This window comes from Streptomyces sp. NPDC002324, assembly GCF_053593335.1.
In genome coordinates this window covers 78,887-93,647 of the sequence record NZ_JBSFCF010000016.1, presented here as the reverse complement: position 1 = coordinate 93,647, position 14,761 = coordinate 78,887, and the positions used below count along the sequence as shown (strand labels likewise).

Genomic DNA, 14,761 nt, shown 5'->3' with positions numbered 1-14,761 from the left:
TGAGTAGGGTGCAAAGCGCTGCGGACGGGACGGGTGAAGCGGTGGATCAACCGGGGCGAACAGGGCGCAAACGACGGCAAACCCGTGCGAGGGGAACGGGTTTGTTAATCGCAGCACATGTCGGGGTGAACGCCCCGGGTCAGCGGCGAAGCAGCACCCTGCGGGTCGCTCGGGCCAGCCGGGCCGTGGGGCGCCGGGACAGCGGGGCGGGGCCCGAGCGCTCCAGCCACCACCGGCGCACCTCGCGCTGGACGTCCGCGTCGCCCGGGCGGCCGGTCAGCAGCACGTGCTCGGCGAAGGACAGGGCGTCACGCCGGTAGCCGTCGGTCATCGGGTGGCCCTGCGCGTACGCCACGAACGTCGGCCGGTACGACGGGCCGAGGATCTCCGGCAGCTCCGGCGCCACCTTCGCCACGACGTCCGCCCGCTTGGCCGCGAGGGACCGGGCCTGCACCCCCAGCCGCACCCGGTCGAACCCCTCGGGCACCGGCGTCCCCGCGATCAGCGCGGACAGCAGCGCGGCCTGCGCGAGCCCGAGCCGCTGCCGGGCGACGGGCTCGGCCTCGGACTCGGACTCGGCGACGAGCTCGGCCTCGGCCTCCGCGGCGGGCGCCGTCCCGGTGGCGGGCACCGTCGTCGCGGGTCCGCGCACCTCGGCCTTCTCCAGCACGCCCCGGATCGACTCCAGCTCCCGCTCCAGCTCGTCCGGCTCGGGGAAGTTGTCGTCGCGCTCCAGGAGGACGCCCGGCGGGGTCACGCGGGAGGCGAGGTCGGCGAGGACGTCGAGGACCTGCCGGGGGACGGGGTGGGCGTGGCTGTCGTGCCAGACGCCGTCCCGTTCGAAGCCGCCCGCGACATGGACGTACGCGATGGCCTCGACCGGCAGCTCGTCGAGCGCCTTCGCGGGGTCCTCGCCCCGGTTGACGTGGTTGGTGTGCAGGTTCGCCACGTCGATGAGGAGCCGGACGCCGGTGCGGTCGACGAGGTCGTAGAGGAACTGTCCCTCGGTCATGTCCTCGCCGGGCCAGTTGATCAGGGCGGCGATGTTCTCCAGGGCGAGCGGCACGGGCAGCGCGTCCTGGGCGATGCGGACGTTCTCGCACAGCACGTCCAGGGCGTCCCGGGTGCGCGGCACCGGCAGCAGGTGCCCGGCCTCCAGCCGCGGCGACGCGGTGAGCGCGCCCCCCGCCCGGACGAACGCGATGTGCTCCGTGACGAGGGGGGCGCCCAGTGCCTCCACGCGCTCGGCGAGGGAGCGCAGGCGCTGCTCGTCGGGGCGGTCGGCGCCGCCGAGACCCAGGGAGACGCCGTGCGGCACCACCGTCACGCCGCGCTCGCGCAGGCGCAGCAGCGACTCGTGGACGTGTCCGGGGCAGACGTTCTCGGCGACGACCTCGACCCAGTCGACACCGCCCGCCCGCCCGGCCATGCGCTCGACGGCGTCGGCGATCTCCGGCCGCCAGCCGATCCCCGTCCCCAACTGTGCGATCTGCTCCATCGTCCCCTCCACGGTCACATCGGCCACGGCTTCACCAGCCCCTGTGCGTCTCCTCACGGCGGACCTGTGCTGCGGTGTGACGGAGTCATGGCCCCGGGACACGGGACCGAACCCCGGGGAGGGGACCTTCAGAGCAACATTTGAGCTTTCCGTCGAGCTTTCTACTGGACCGCCGGCTGACCCTGGTCCTTGTTGATCTCCTCCGGGTCCGGACGGCCGGTGGGGACCTGGTTGCCCGGGAAGGGCGACGGGCGCGACTTCACGTCCGGGTTGGTGGACGGCTCGGCGGGGGGCGCCGCGGGCGGCACCTGACCGGCGACGGGCGGCGGCGGGCCGGTCGGGCTCGCGGTACCGGTGACCGAGTTCTGGGCGATGGTCGCGAAGTCGACCTCGCCGGTGGCCTCCAGGATCGTGATGTGGTCCAGCACGGTCTGGTTGGCGTCGGAGGCCAGCTGGCGGATCAGCGTGTTGCGGGTGGAGTTCCGCACGGAGGCGATCGCCGGGAAGATCTTGCCGTGGGCGGTCCGCAGCAGGTTCGCCCAGACCTTGTTGTAGTCGGCCTCGGTCTTCGCGGCGGTCATCTGGTCCAGGAAGCCCTGCTGCTCCGCCGTCGGCTGGTTGGGCAGCTCGACGCCCAGCTTCGCCGCGATGATCCGGGACCGCTTGTCCAGGTCGGTGTGGCCCTTGATCAGGTGGTCCGCGGCCTCCCTGACGGACTTGCTGCCGCTTCGCTCCAGGGCCTGCTGCCCGGCCGGCAGCTCCCACAGGCCCGCCAGCCGCACGCGGATGAGCAGGTCGCGGTCGCCGGGGGTGAGCGGCCCCCACTGCGTGGTCACCGTGTCACCGGTGAGCGCGGCCGCGGCCGTCGCGTTGCGGTTGGGGTACGAGTAGAAGATGGGATAGGCGACCGCGGTGAGTGTGCCGGCGATCGCCAGGGCGACGAGGACTGAGCCCTTGGAGCGTCGCAAAAGAGCCTCCCGGAGGAAACCAACTGATCGTTGGGGTCTGACTGTTGCTTGGGGTGCGGCGGGTGACCGCCGGGTGTGCCTGGTCCGTGGCCGCCGCTCGGGGGCGGGTCCGGGGCCGCGTCAGATCGTGCCGTTGGCGATGGCGTCGAAGTCGACCTGGCCGGTCTTCTCCAGCATCGTGATGTGGTCGAGCACGGTCTGGTTGGTGTCCGAGGCCAGCTGGCGCACCAGGGTGTTCTCGGTCTGGTTCCGGATCGTCCCGATGGCCGGGAAGATCTTGCCGTGGGCGGAACGCAGCAGGTTGGCCCACACCCGGTCGAACTGGTCGTCCGTGGCGTTGTCCATCTGCTGGAGGAAGCCCTGCTGCTGCTCGTTCGGCACGTTCGGCAGCTCCACGCCCAGCTGGGACGCCACGGCCCGCACCCGTTCGTCGAGGTCCTTGTGACCCACGATCAGGTGGTCCGCCGCCTCCTTCACCTGGGGGCTGCTCGACCGCGCCATCGCCTTCTCGGCGGCGGGCAGTTCCCACAGTCCCGCGAGGCGTACGCGGATGATCAGGTCCCGGTCGGAGGCCGTCAGCGGCCCCCACTGGGTGTTCACCGAGCCGGCGGCCATATTGGCCTGGGCGGTGCCCGAGCGGTCGGCGTAGGACCATACGGGGAACGCCAGCGCGCCTACGGTGACGACGAGAGCCAGGCCGGCGATGAGCGAGCCGTTGAAACGCGGCAAGATGATCCTCCCGGATGATGCCAACTGGTCGTTGGGGCAGTTACTTGGCCAGTGCCGTCAAGTACGTGCGGGGCCGCGGAGTTGTTCAACGGGCTTTGAACCGGCTGAGGAGATGCGGTTCAGGCGGACACGATTCAGCGGGGCGCGGGCCGGGTGCGGGGTGGGTGTCCGGTGCCGGCGGCGAGGGGCCGGCTGTTCGGCTGTGGGTGGGTGGGTGGGTGGGTGGGGGCGGGCGCGCAGTTCCCCGCGCCCCTGAAAAGCAGGGGCTGCGCCCCGTGCTTTTCGCCCCTGAGCGGCCGTAGGCCCGCAAGGGGCGGGGGGAACCGCGCGAGAAGCCCCCACCGGACCCGCGGCCGGGGGCGAAGGGGCGCAGCCCCTGGGACGGGTAGGGGCGGCGGGCCGGTGGGCCCGGGGCTCAGGTGCGCAGGGAGCGGTGGTCCGCGACGACCGTGCTGGAGCCCGGAGCGACCTCGGTGAAGCCGGCGTCGCGGACGAGGGGGAGGCCGGCGGTGGTGAGGGTCCTCCAGTGGGCCGGGGTGGTGGTGCGGACCGCGAGAGGGAAGCCCGCGTCCCGCCAGGTGGCGCGGGCCGGGGCGTCGAGGTCCCACCAGGCGAGCTGGGCGCCGTGGCCGGCCTGGGCCATCGCCTTGCCCGCCGACATCTCGACCTCGGGGTTCAGCCAGAGCACCGGGGCGGCGGGGTCGGGCTCGGCCGGCGGTTCGGGGTCGTCGAGGTCCGTGCCGGAGACCTGGAGGCGGGCCAGGTCCTTGGGCCACCCGTCGAGGGGGACCGGCGGGAAGACGCGTACCTCGGCCGACCCGCCCGCCACGGTGATCCCCGGCAGCGCCTCGGCCCGCCGCCACTCCGCTCCGCGTGCCCGCCGGACCACCTTCCGGATCCGGGCGTCCTGCCAGTTCCGCATCGCCTCGGCCCATTCCCCGTCGCCCAGTGACCGCGCGTCGCTCAGCATCACCAGCACCGCCCGCGCCGCCGTCTCCAGCGCGTCCGTACGCGCCGGGGGAGCGCCCCGCTCGATGCGCGCGACCAGGGGCAGCACGAACTGCGGCGCCTCGTCGCGCGCGGTCCGCTCGTCCCGGAAGGGGCTGTCCCGGGGGGCGGTGGGGGCCGGGGCGGGGATCGCGTCGCTCGTGGTCACCCGCCCAGTCTGCCAGGCGAAAAGGGCCGGGCCCCGACCCGTACGCACCCCGTGCTGACTCCGAACCCGCCCCGCGCTCGTTCGCCTGTACGAGGATGGGGGCATGGAACGTGAGTTACCGCTGAGGCTGGAAGGAGTCGGCCGCCGCTACGGTTTCCGGGGACCCTGGGTGCTGCGCGGCGTCGACCTGGAGATCGCCCCCGGCACGCTGACCCGGGTCGAGGGCGCGAACGGCACCGGCAAGTCGACGCTGCTCCGCGTCCTCGCCGGGCTCGACGCGCCCACGGTGGGCCGGGCCACGGGGCGCCCGCGCACGGCGTACGTCCCCGAACGCTTCCCCGCCGCGCTGCCGTTCACCGCCGCCGAGTACCTCACCCACCTCGGCGCCGTCCACGGCCTGGACCGCCCGGCCGCCGCCCGCGCCGCCGCCGGGTGGCTGGAGCGCTTCGGGGCCGCCGAGTACGCCCGTACGCCCATGGGGGAGCTGTCCAAGGGCAGCAGCCAGAAGGTCGCCGTGGCCCAGGCCCTGCTCGCCGCACCGGAGTTGCTCGTCCTCGACGAGGCGTGGACCGGCCTGGACGCCGACGCTCGCGAGGAGCTGGAGCGCGCGGTGGTCGAGCGGACCGCCGCCGGGGCCGCGGTGGTGTTCGTCGACCATGACCCGCGGCGGCTCGCGGGGGCGGCGGACGCGACGTACGCGGTGGTCGGGGGCGCGCTCGCTCTCCTGGAGGGGACGGGGACCGCGCGAGCGGAGGCGGCGGCGGACGAGGCGCCGGCCGCCGCCGCTGCCGTGGTCGAGGGGCGTGGGCCTTCGGGGCGGCACGTCCCGCAGTCGGCGCGGACGTTGGCGACCCTCGTCGAGGAGACGGGCTCCGGGACACACCGCTTCACCGTCCCGGCGGCGGCCTCGGACGCGCTGCTCAGGGCGTTGCTGGAGGCCCGCCCCGCGTGGCACGTGGTGAGCGTGGGCCCGGCACCCGCGGCCACCCCGTCCGAACCGGAACCCGCGCTTGAAGGGGAACGCTCCTGATGACCGCCCTCCTCCGCTACCAGGCGGCCCTTCTCGTCCGCTCCCAGCGCTGGCTGCCGCCCGTCATCCTGTACGCGGCGTTCCTCGCCGTCGGTGTGCAGCGCGGGCAGCCGGTGCTCGACTCGCTCGGCTACACGGCCGCCGCGCTGCTGCCCGTGTCCGCCTGGCTGATGCGGATCTGTGTCACCAACGAGCCGCCCGCCGCCCGCAGTTGTACGAGTGCGGCGGCCGGACCGGGCCGGGCGCACCTGGCCTGTGTCCTCGTCGCGTTCGGGGCGGCGGCGCTGCTCGGGACGGCGGCCACGGTCCTCGTCACGCTCATCAGCGCCCCCACGAGCACGGACCACCAGACCCGTGTCGAGGCGCTTCCGGCGGGCGGCGCGGGCCTCCTGGCCGCCCTCGTCTGCGCCCTCCTCGGCACGGCCGTCGGCGCGCTCACCAACTGGCCGCTGCTGCGCTCGCCGGGCCGGGCCGTCCCCGCCCTCCTGCTCGGCGCGCTGCTGGCCCTGGTGGTGGCCGGTTCCCCGGCCCGGGCGGCGGTCACCGCCCTGGTCGACGGCTCGCAGCGCGCGACGATCCCGGTGCCCGTCCTGCCGCTGCTCGCCGCCGGGCTCCTCACGGCCGCCGCCACCGCCGTGGCCTGCGCCCTGACCACCCGCCGCTCAGCCTGAACAGGCGGTCCGCTCGGCCTCCCGCCACTCGCACACCGGGCACAGGGTGATCCCCTTGTGGGACTCCGGGTATTCGGTGGGCTTCTGGCACAGGACGCACTCGGCGAAGGGCGGGCCGTCGGGCGTGCCCTGGGCGGACGCCTCAGCCGCGGTCGGGTGCTCGGTGCCGCAGTAGTCGCTCATATGTCCAGCGTAGGGCGAGCGGGTGGAGGCCGGCTCAGGGCGCTTTCGCCGGTCTCGCCGCTCTGGCCGCCGTCGCCGCCGTGCTCCCGACCAGCTCCGACACCTTCACGAACCGGAACCCACGCTCCCGAAGCGCCGGCACGATCTTCCGTACGGCCATCTCCGTGACCGGCGCGGCACTCCGTGTGCAGTGCATGACCACGATGGATCCCGGCCGCACCCCGCCCAGCACCTCCCGCACCACGTCGTCCGCGTCCGTCGCGAACGCGTCCCCGCTCACCACGTCCCACTGCACCGCCGTCACCCCGGACGCGCTCAGGTTCCGCAGCGCGCGACGGTCGTAGCAGCCGCCGGGGAACCGGAAGTACGGCATGGGATCCCGGACCCCCGCCTCCCGGAACACCCGGTAGGCCCGCTCCAGGTCCGCCCGCATCCGCCCCGGCGCCATGGTCGGCAGGCCGTGGCATTCCTCGGTGAAGGCGTGATGGCTGTACGAGTGGTTCGCCACCTCGAACAGGGGGTCCCGGCCGATGGACCGCGCCTGGATCGGGTACTCCTCGACCCATCGCCCCGTCATGAACACCGTGGCCGGAACCTTCAGCTGCCGCAGCGCGGCGATCAGCTCCGGATTGTCGAACCGTTCCCCCTCGGCGGCCCGCGCTCCCTGGTTCGCGGTCATGTCCGCGTCGAAGGTGAGCGCGACGGTCTTGTCCCTACGGCTCCGCAGACCGTGCTCGAACACCGGGGTCAGCCCCGCCGGACCCGGCGCGAGCGTGGGCGGCCGGGACGACGACACGGCCGTGGGGCTCGCGGTGGCATTGACGATGCGCGTGGAGGCGTGCGGCGCGCCACAGGCGGTGAGGGCGGCGCCGAGCGCGCCGAGTGCGCAGAGCGCGGTGATTCTTCGTACAGGGCTGATCACCGTACGAAAGTACGGTGATGGGGTCAGTGGACAGTCGAATTGGCTGCCGGATTACAAGGAGTCCGGCACGAAGTCACCCACCTGGGCGATGAAGGGGGCCCAGGCGACGGGGGAGAGGGACAGCTCCGGGCTGGCGGGGAGCTTGGAGTCACGGACGTGGATGGTGGAGGGGCGGGTGGCGACTTCTACGCAGTCGTCGCCTTGAGTGCCGCTGTACGTCGACTTTCGCCAGGCGAGCGCGATCTCGACGCAGCTGTCGCCCTGAGTGCCGCTGTAGCTGCTCTTGAACCAGGCGAGTTCGGACCTGCTCATTACGCTCCTCGCATTCGCTCCAACAGGCCCTCCGAGTCGGCCGGGCTGAGGGCCTGCGAGCGCAGTGTCGCATACCGCTGGTTGAGTAGGCTGACCTCTTTCACGTCAGAGATCAACCGTCCGTTCTGTTGGCCTTCGGAGTATGCGTGACGCCGTCCGTCAGGCAGTTCAAGGAGCCGTAGCGAGCCGTCGAGACAGGCGTGGTGCTTGCTGCTCAGAGGCATGATCTGAACCACGATGTTCCGGAGCCGCATGTGCTCCAGGAGGTGTTTGAGCATCGCGCGCGTGACCTCCGGACCGCCCAACTCCCGCCGGATGACAGCCTCCTCGATGATGAAGCTGAAAGAGGTGTTGGGCCGCTCGCGGAACAGCCGCTGCCGATCCATGCGAGCCGTCACCTGGGCTTCGAGTTGCTCGTCGGCCAGAGGCGGAATGCTCTCCCCGAACACCGCCCGCACGTACGGCTCCGACTGCAACAGCCCCGGCACCAACCGGCACTCGTACGTACTCAGACTGACCGCTTGACCCTCCAGCCGCGCCCACTTCCGGAACCATGACGCCAACCCCGGCTGTCGTGACAGGTGCTTCGCCGCCCTGAGCAACGCCCCCATGTCCCCCAGCACCCGATCCGCCCGCTCCACGAACACCTCGTCCGCCATCCGCCTCCCCAGTTCGATCAAGGCGACCGTGTGCACACTGAACGCCACCAGCGGCGCGAACTGCTCCCTCGTGTACCCGTGATGCTCGCGCAGCGCCTGCACGAACGCCCCGAACGTCTTCAGGCTGTCGGACGGGTCCGGCTCCCAGTCCACACTCACGCTCGGCCACCTCCAGATGAGTCGGATCTCCCCACCACCAACTCACCCAAAGTCACCAACGGTTACGCGTACTGTCCATCGAACACACATGTACGGCCTGGAGCCGTACATGTGGTGGGCCCCGCGAGAGGGCTCAGTTGACCACGTAGGTCAGTTCGTACAGCGCGCCCGCGCCCTCGAACCGCTTGCGGATCTTGCCGTTGCCGGCCTCGTTGGCCTTGAGGGAGACGGTTCCCACGAGGCTGGCCGGCATGCCGGAACCCGCGTCCACTTCGTGCAGTGCGAGTTTTGCGTCGCTGTCGAAGATGGGGATGAAGATGTTCAGCTCCTCCGTGGTGCCCTCGGACATGGACACGGTGCCGCTCGTGGGGAAGAACTGGACGCCGCCGACCCGGCTCATGACTATTTCGTCCTGCCCGTCGCTGTCCTGGGCCGTGGCCGCGGTCAGCTCCAGAAGCTTGGCGAGAACCGACATGGAAATCCTCCGGATGATCTCGAACGGTTTACGGGGACGCGAGGGGAGCGTTTCTCCTGAAGCATGCGGACTGGAGTTCCGCGGGAGTGTTCACCCGCTCGGCGAAGAGATGGAAGTCCCGGTGCCGGAGGAAACGGTCGGGGAATCTCACGGAGCGGAAGGAGAACTGGGCAGGGTCGATCTCCGCCGGTACGAGAGTGAAGGTCGAGTCCGCGCGGACCTCGGCCGCCACGTCGGGGTCGATGATCCCGGTGAAGAACTTGCTGTCTATGCGGAATTCGTCGAACGACATGATGCGCAGGCAGAATCCCAGCGGCTCCTTGGCTCGCAGCAGTTGTCCGGTCTCACCGAGACTCATCTGGGGACCGGTCCACTCGAGCGTGGCGTCCCTGCGGTCTTCGTCCGAATCGATCTCGGCGATGTCGACAGAACCGTCCTGGTCGATGATGAAGAAATCCGGGAAGTTATTCGAGAAGAGTGAGAGTTTGACAGACATGGTGCCCCTCGAGGTGGGTCCATTTGTGTGTCAGGGCCGAATGCGGCGGCACTTTCTCCCATGATGCGCCGCCGGGAGAGCGCACGCCACCGTTGCACAAGGGAAGGGTGGACGCCCCGGCCTGGCGTCCACCCTTCCTTGTCTCAGGTCATGGTCAGGCGCGACGCCATGGGCCCGTCACCGCGAAAGTGGTGCCCGGGACATAGCAGTTGACGTACATCGTCCGGCCGTCGGGGGAGAAGGTGACGCCGGCGAACTCGCCCCATTCGGGGTCGGTCGGGGTACCGATGTTCTGGGCGTTGCGGGCCATGGCATAGACCTCGCCGCGGCGGGTGACGCCGTAGACGTGCTGGGCGCCGTTGCCGTCCTCACAGACCATGAGGCCGCCCGAGGGGGCGAGGCAGATGTTGTCGGGGGACTCGCCGGGGAGCTGGAGGTCGGTGTCGGGGCCGAAGGCGATCACCAGCGTGAGGGTGCGGTGGTCGGGGTCGTAGCGCCAGATCTGGCCGTAGTGGTCGGCGGCCGAACCGTCCGCGCTGCGGGCGAAGGACGAGACGAAGTACACGCAGCGGCCGCCCCAGTAGCAGCCTTCGAGTTTCTGCGCGTGGGTGATGCCCTTGGGGCCGAAGTCCTGGTGGCGGATGGCCGTCGTCCTGGCCAGGGGGTCGGGGACGTCGACCCACTCGATGCCGTCGAAGCGGGCTCCGGGCTCCTGGATGGGGGAGAGGTCGGGTACGCCCGGGACCCGCATCGCCTGGAGGCGGCCACCCGCGCGGAGGGAGCCGAGGCCGCCCTTGGGCTTGTCGGGAAGGAAGCGGTAGAAGAGGCCGAAGGGGCGCTCGAAGGCGTCCTCCGTCTCGTAGACCACACCGCGCTTGGGGTCGACGGCGATCGCCTCGTGCTGGAAGCGGCCCATCGCGGTCAGGGGCACGGCACCCGAGCGGCGCGGGTCGGCCGCGTCCACCTCGAAGATGAAGCCGTGGTCCTTGGTGTAGCCGTTGGTGCCCGCTCTGTCCTCGGTCTCCTCGCAGGTCAGCCAGGTGCCCCAAGGGGTCGGCCCGCCCGCGCAGTTGACTGCCGTGCCGGCGATGGCGACGCCCTCCGCGAGGACCTTGCCGCGGGCGTCGAGCGTCAGGGACGTACAGCCGCCCTTGCCCATCGGGTCGTAGGTCAGGCCCTCGACCGTGGGGACCGGGATGCGGCCGGTGTGCCGGTTCTCGTGGTTGCGGACGAGGTGGACCCGTCCGTGTCTGCCGGGGAAGGCGGACATGCCGTCGTGGTTGCTGGGGACCAGGCCCTCGCCGGAGCGCAGGGCGTCGCCCTCGCGGGAGAGGACCTGATAGCGGAAACCTTTCGGCAGGTCGAGCAGACCGTTCGGGTCGGGGATCAGGGGGCCGTAGCCGGAGTGGCCGAGGTCGCTCTGCGCGGCGGCCGAGCCCGCGAAGAGTTCGGAGAGGGCTCCAGTGAACGCGATTCCTGCGATGCCTGCGCCGGAACGGGCGAGGGCCTGACGACGGGTCACTGACACGGGACTACCTTCCTGTTGGCGGACAGGATGTGACCCGCCTGTGTGTATCACGCGGTCACGGCCACGTGAACCACGCGCGTAGAAGGAAGCGGAGGAGTCGCCGCCGTGTCACTCGGTCGGAGGGGGAGCGGACGCGGGGGGCGGGGAGGGTGGCCGGGCCCGCCCCGGCGGGTCCGGCGGGGGGCCCGCCTGGGCTCGCTCCAGGAAGCGCAGGAGTTCCACCGGGAAGGGGAGGACGAGGGTGGAGTTCTTCTCCGCGGCGACCGCCACCACCGTCTGCAGCAGGCGGAGTTGGAGGGCGGCGGGCTGCTCGGACATCTGCTGGGCGGCTTCCGCGAGCTTCTTGGAAGCCTGCAGCTCCGCGTCGGCGTTGATGATGCGGGCCCGGCGTTCTCGGTCGGCCTCGGCCTGGCGGGCCATGGAGCGCTTCATGGTGTCGGGGAGGGAGACGTCCTTGATCTCCACGCGGTCGATGGTGACGCCCCACTCCACGGCGGGGCTGTCGATCATCAGCTCCAGGCCCTGGTTGAGCTTCTCGCGGTTGGAGAGCAGATCGTCGAGATCGCTCTTGCCGATGATCGAACGCAGGGAGGTCTGGGCCATCTGGGAGACGGCGAAGCGGTAGTCCTCGACCTGGACGACCGCGTTGGCCGCGTCCACGACCTGGAAGTAGACGACCGCGTCGACGCGTACGGTGACGTTGTCGCGGGTGATGCCCTCCTGCGCCGGGACGGGCATCGTCACGATCTGCATGTTGACCTTGCGGATGTGGTCGATGCCGGGGACGACCATGGTGAACCCGGGGTTCCTGGGGGTGCCCCGCAGCCGGCCGAGGCGGAAGACCACGCCTCGCTCGTACTGCTTGACGACCCGGGCCGCGGCGGCGACGTAGACGACCGCGGCGGAGCCGACCGCCGCGGCGGTGATGAGCAGCGTCTCGACCATGACGACCCCCTTGAGTCGTCCGCTATCGGTGCGACTACCACGATATGCCGGAGGCGGGGGCGGGGCGACTGTCGGCCGGGGGTGGGTTTCACTCCCCGGCGCCTGCCGGGTGGGCGGGGTGGGGTGCTGCGCAGGGGGCGGACGGAGCCGCCCGGTGCCCCGGCGGGTAGGCCGGGGCACCGGGCGCCGGGGCCGGGTCAGGATGTGCCCGAGGTCGCCTTCTCCAGTTCCGGCACCGTCATGCGTACCGGTTCCGTGCCCGTCGCGCTGTGGCGGGAGGCCCAGTTCTCCAGGGCCGTGCGGCAGGCGTGGTCGAGGTGGTGCAGGCCGGTGAGGTGGAGCTCCACCGGGCGGTCCTGGGGGAGGGACTCCAGGTTGTCGAGGATCTTCGGCAGGCGCAGGAAGGTCGCGTTGCCGGAGAGGTGGGCCTGGACGGGCCCGGCACCCTTGTCGATGACCTCCAGCTTGATGTGCGAGGCCTCCCAGGCGGTCTTGGCCACGGAGAGGGCCAGACCGATCAGCACACCCTCGAACATGTTGACCGCGACGATCGCCACCGCCGTGGCCACCAGGATCAGCGCCTCGCCCCGGTGGGTGCGCCACAGGGAGGCGACCTCACGGAACGGGATCAGCTTGAAGCCCGCGTGGACGAGGATGCCGGCCAGGGCGGGCAGCGGGATCAGGGCGAGGGCGCCCGGCAGCAGGGCCGCGAAGAGCAGCAGCCAGACGCCGTGCAGAACGCGGGACGCCTTCGTCCTCGCGCCGGCCTGGAGGTTGGCGGAGCTGCGCACGATCACGGCTGTCATCGGCAGCGCGCCCAGCAGCCCGCACACGGTGTTGCCCGCGCCCTGGGCCATCAGCTCCTTGTCGTACGCGGTGCGCGGACCGTCGTGCATCCGGTCCACGGCCGCCGCGCTGAACAGGCTCTCGGCGGAGGCGATGAGGGTGAACGCGAGGATCGTGCCGAGGATCGCCACGTCCGCCAGTTGGCCGAAGGCGTCGAGGCCCGGGGGCTGGATGGCGTCCAGCAGCCCCTTCACCTCGACGTTCGCCACCGGCAGGCTGAAGGCCAGCGTGGCGAGCGTGGCCAGCAGGACCGCGACGAGGGCGCCGGGGACCAGCTGGGCCTTCTTCGGCAGGCGCTTCCACAGCACCATCACGGCGACGGTGCCCGCGCCGATCGCGAGCGAGGCGAGCGCGGCGGTGGAGCCGAGGGCGTCGGCGGCGGCACCGGGCAGGCCCGTGATCTTGTCGATGCCGGAGGCGGGTGCCTTCAGGCCGGCCGCCGCGTAGAGCTGGCCCGCGATGATCACGAGGCCGATGCCGGCGAGCATGCCTTCGACGACGGAGACCGAGATCGCGCGGAACCAGCGGCCCAGCTTCAGCGCGCCCATGGCGAGCTGGAGCAGACCGGCGGCGAGCACGATCACTCCGAGGGCGGGCAGCCCGAACTGGCGCACCGCCTCGAAGACCAGCACGGTCAGACCGGCCGCCGGGCCGGAGACCTGGAGGCTGCTGCCGGGCATCAGACCGGCGACGAGACCGCCCACGATGCCGGTGACCAGGCCGAGTTCGGCCGGGACACCGGAGGCGACGGCGACGCCCACGCACAGCGGGAGGGCGATCAGGAACACGACGAGCGAGGCGCCGAAGTCCTGTCGCAGATGGGGGAACCTGGATATGAGGGGGGACGCGGACGAGGTGGGGGGCATGGAGGTCCTGGAACTCTCGGAGGGCTGTTCGGTCGTCTCGGACATCTGGCCGTCGCTCACAGGGTCTCGAACCGGTCGGTGTCCGCGCGGTGTTCGCGCACCGCACCGGTGTGGACCTCGTAGTACCAGCCGCGCAGCCGCAGCCGGCCGTCCGCGAGGCGCTTCTCCACGCAGGGGTAGGAGCGCAGGCGCAGGAGCTGGCTGAGGACGTGGTTCTGCACTCCGTCGGCGACGGTCGGGTCCTCGACGGCCCCCTCGGGGCGCGGGGTGGCCTGGGTCAGCCAGTCGCGTACGGCCGGTACGGCGTCCAGGTCGTCGCCGCGCACCAGGGCGCCGACGGCGCCGCAGTGCGAGTGTCCGCAGACCACGATGTCGGTGACGCCGAGGACCTCCACGGCGTACTCGATGGTGGCCGTCTCACCGGTGGGGCGGTCGGGGGTGTACGGGGGGACGATGTTGCCGGCGGTGCGCAGCTCGAAGAGCTCGCCGGGGCGGGCGCCCGTGATCAGGGCCGGGACGACCCGCGAGTCGGAGCAGGTGATGAACAGGACCTCGGGGGACTGGCCTTCGGCCAGCCTGGCGAACTCCTCAGGGCGCTGTCCGAAGGTACGGGCGTTGTCGATGAGGGGCTGCATGATGTGGTGACTCCTCCTGGCGCGCCTCGGTGGCGCGTCGGGCTTGCACGGCAAGGTGTGGGGGGAACGGGCCGACGTGGCTCAGCAGCGGAAGACCTGGAGGGCGGCCGGGGTGTGGGCCGCGCGGGATCTCGCCGCCGGGTGGTGCCGGGGCGAGGGCTGTTCGGGCCGGCTCGCGGCCGCCGGGTCCTCCTCCCGCGACGGACGCGCGGGGGGCCCTGGAACGGTGTGCGGTGCCGCGCGATGCCGGTCGCGGGTGCGGAGCGGACCGGTCGGGTCCTGGGCGGGTGCGCACGAGCGGTGGGTGGCCGCCTTGTCACGCACCGGCTTCGCGGTGGGGGTGTTTCCGGGCTCGGCTTTGGCCTTGGTGTGACCAGGTGTGTGCGCGGCTGCGAAGGAAGCCGCGGGAGCGAAGAACGTGAGGGTGAGCAGGACGGCGGCTAGGGCCGAAAGGACGGTCCGGGTCGTCGTACCACGCAATAGGGGCCTCCTCCCTGGCAGTTCTCGGTGTCTCCCACGCGTCGACAGTTGCCCGACTTGGTCAACCGTTGGTCAACCGCTGGTCAAGAAACACGTTAACCCTGCGAAGTTGTTTGCAGGGTTAACTTAACGTTGCGAGCTGAAGAGAGCCTGAAAAGCGAGGGCGGGTTGGCCGGAATCGACCCTTGACCTGGGGGAGTTCG

At 71.5% G+C, this 14,761-nt stretch carries 17 protein-coding genes; 2 read left to right on the top strand and 15 right to left on the bottom strand.

The features are described from left to right. Window positions 1-139 precede the first annotated feature (139 nt). From ACWCRJ_RS21935 to ACWCRJ_RS21920, 4 genes are all read right to left on the bottom strand, one after another. Window positions 140-1,498, bottom strand: a complete 1,359-nt coding sequence (locus ACWCRJ_RS21935) for a DUF692 domain-containing protein (protein WP_450940846.1) — start codon at window positions 1,496-1,498, stop codon at window positions 140-142. A gap of 161 nt (window positions 1,499-1,659) precedes the next feature. Continuing rightward, window positions 1,660-2,466 (bottom strand): DUF4142 domain-containing protein, encoded by an 807-nt coding sequence (locus tag ACWCRJ_RS21930; RefSeq protein ID WP_450940845.1) that lies wholly within the window; start codon window positions 2,464-2,466, stop codon window positions 1,660-1,662. Window positions 2,467-2,586: 120 nt separating this feature from the next. After that, window positions 2,587-3,195, bottom strand: coding sequence for a DUF4142 domain-containing protein (locus ACWCRJ_RS21925; RefSeq protein ID WP_450940844.1), 609 nt, complete (start codon window positions 3,193-3,195; stop codon window positions 2,587-2,589). Window positions 3,196-3,610: 415 nt separating this feature from the next. Further along, complete coding sequence (locus tag ACWCRJ_RS21920) at window positions 3,611-4,351, bottom strand: peptidyl-tRNA hydrolase (protein ID WP_450940843.1); 741 nt, start codon at window positions 4,349-4,351, stop codon at window positions 3,611-3,613. Between the two features lie 103 nt (window positions 4,352-4,454). Here ACWCRJ_RS21920 and ACWCRJ_RS21915 point away from each other — a divergent pair, with 103 nt between their 5' ends. Both ACWCRJ_RS21915 and ACWCRJ_RS21910 read left to right on the top strand, forming a co-directional pair. Then, window positions 4,455-5,381 carry an ABC transporter ATP-binding protein gene (locus ACWCRJ_RS21915; protein ID WP_450940842.1) on the top strand — a complete coding sequence of 309 codons (927 nt, stop codon included), beginning with the start codon at window positions 4,455-4,457 and terminating at the stop codon, window positions 5,379-5,381. After that, entirely contained in the window at window positions 5,381-6,052 is a 672-nt protein-coding gene (locus tag ACWCRJ_RS21910; RefSeq protein ID WP_450940841.1) for an ABC transporter, read from the top strand. Before ACWCRJ_RS21915 ends, ACWCRJ_RS21910 begins: the two co-directional genes overlap by 1 nt. Here the strand turns inward: ACWCRJ_RS21910 and ACWCRJ_RS21905 are convergent. From ACWCRJ_RS21905 to ACWCRJ_RS21855, 11 genes are all read right to left on the bottom strand, one after another. Then, window positions 6,044-6,235 (bottom strand): hypothetical protein, encoded by a 192-nt coding sequence (locus ACWCRJ_RS21905; RefSeq protein ID WP_450940840.1) that lies wholly within the window; start codon window positions 6,233-6,235, stop codon window positions 6,044-6,046. The genes ACWCRJ_RS21910 and ACWCRJ_RS21905 overlap by 9 nt on opposite strands. A 34-nt stretch (window positions 6,236-6,269) precedes the next feature. After that, window positions 6,270-7,157, bottom strand: coding sequence for a polysaccharide deacetylase family protein (locus tag ACWCRJ_RS21900; protein WP_450940839.1), 888 nt, complete (start codon window positions 7,155-7,157; stop codon window positions 6,270-6,272). A 51-nt stretch (window positions 7,158-7,208) separates the two neighbouring features. Next, window positions 7,209-7,469 carry a DUF397 domain-containing protein gene (locus ACWCRJ_RS21895; protein WP_450940838.1) on the bottom strand — a complete coding sequence of 87 codons (261 nt, stop codon included), beginning with the start codon at window positions 7,467-7,469 and terminating at the stop codon, window positions 7,209-7,211. After that, window positions 7,469-8,281 carry a helix-turn-helix domain-containing protein gene (locus ACWCRJ_RS21890; RefSeq protein WP_450940906.1) on the bottom strand — a complete coding sequence of 271 codons (813 nt, stop codon included), beginning with the start codon at window positions 8,279-8,281 and terminating at the stop codon, window positions 7,469-7,471. Before ACWCRJ_RS21890 ends, ACWCRJ_RS21895 begins: the two co-directional genes overlap by 1 nt. A 139-nt stretch (window positions 8,282-8,420) precedes the next feature. Continuing rightward, window positions 8,421-8,762, bottom strand: coding sequence for a hypothetical protein (locus ACWCRJ_RS21885; protein WP_351402464.1), 342 nt, complete (start codon window positions 8,760-8,762; stop codon window positions 8,421-8,423). A 28-nt stretch (window positions 8,763-8,790) separates the two neighbouring features. After that, complete coding sequence (locus ACWCRJ_RS21880) at window positions 8,791-9,258, bottom strand: AbfB domain-containing protein (protein WP_450940837.1); 468 nt, start codon at window positions 9,256-9,258, stop codon at window positions 8,791-8,793. 154 nt (window positions 9,259-9,412) lie between these two features. After that, the gene (locus ACWCRJ_RS21875) at window positions 9,413-10,780 is read right to left on the bottom strand and encodes a PhoX family protein (protein ID WP_450940905.1); all 1,368 of its coding nucleotides are present in this window, start codon (window positions 10,778-10,780) and stop codon (window positions 9,413-9,415) included. Window positions 10,781-10,894: 114 nt separating this feature from the next. Beyond that, window positions 10,895-11,731 (bottom strand): slipin family protein, encoded by an 837-nt coding sequence (locus ACWCRJ_RS21870; protein ID WP_450940836.1) that lies wholly within the window; start codon window positions 11,729-11,731, stop codon window positions 10,895-10,897. A gap of 197 nt (window positions 11,732-11,928) precedes the next feature. After that, a complete protein-coding gene (locus ACWCRJ_RS21865; RefSeq protein WP_450940904.1) occupies window positions 11,929-13,443 on the bottom strand; it encodes a SulP family inorganic anion transporter in 1,515 nt (504 codons plus the stop codon). A 56-nt stretch (window positions 13,444-13,499) separates the two neighbouring features. Beyond that, on the bottom strand, window positions 13,500-14,078 hold the full coding sequence (locus ACWCRJ_RS21860) for a carbonic anhydrase (protein WP_450940835.1): 579 nt from the start codon (window positions 14,076-14,078) through the stop codon (window positions 13,500-13,502). Between the two features lie 81 nt (window positions 14,079-14,159). Beyond that, entirely contained in the window at window positions 14,160-14,558 is a 399-nt protein-coding gene (locus tag ACWCRJ_RS21855; protein WP_450940834.1) for a hypothetical protein, read from the bottom strand. Window positions 14,559-14,761: the final 203 nt, after the last annotated feature.

Excerpts from the sequence above, each read along its gene's own strand:
- ACWCRJ_RS21865 (WP_450940904.1), bottom strand. The coding sequence starts at position 13,443 with ATGCCCCCCACCTCGTCCGCGTCCCCCCTCATATCCAGGTTCCCCCAT.
- ACWCRJ_RS21870 (WP_450940836.1), bottom strand. The coding sequence starts at position 11,731 with ATGGTCGAGACGCTGCTCATCACCGCCGCGGCGGTCGGCTCCGCCGCG.
- ACWCRJ_RS21915 (WP_450940842.1), top strand. The coding sequence starts at position 4,455 with ATGGAACGTGAGTTACCGCTGAGGCTGGAAGGAGTCGGCCGCCGCTAC.
- ACWCRJ_RS21885 (WP_351402464.1), bottom strand. The coding sequence starts at position 8,762 with ATGTCGGTTCTCGCCAAGCTTCTGGAGCTGACCGCGGCCACGGCCCAG.
- ACWCRJ_RS21895 (WP_450940838.1), bottom strand. The coding sequence starts at position 7,469 with ATGAGCAGGTCCGAACTCGCCTGGTTCAAGAGCAGCTACAGCGGCACT.
- ACWCRJ_RS21905 (WP_450940840.1), bottom strand. The coding sequence starts at position 6,235 with ATGAGCGACTACTGCGGCACCGAGCACCCGACCGCGGCTGAGGCGTCC.
- ACWCRJ_RS21935 (WP_450940846.1), bottom strand. The coding sequence starts at position 1,498 with ATGGAGCAGATCGCACAGTTGGGGACGGGGATCGGCTGGCGGCCGGAG.
- ACWCRJ_RS21910 (WP_450940841.1), top strand. The coding sequence starts at position 5,381 with ATGACCGCCCTCCTCCGCTACCAGGCGGCCCTTCTCGTCCGCTCCCAG.
- ACWCRJ_RS21860 (WP_450940835.1), bottom strand. The coding sequence starts at position 14,078 with ATGCAGCCCCTCATCGACAACGCCCGTACCTTCGGACAGCGCCCTGAG.
- ACWCRJ_RS21880 (WP_450940837.1), bottom strand. The coding sequence starts at position 9,258 with ATGTCTGTCAAACTCTCACTCTTCTCGAATAACTTCCCGGATTTCTTC.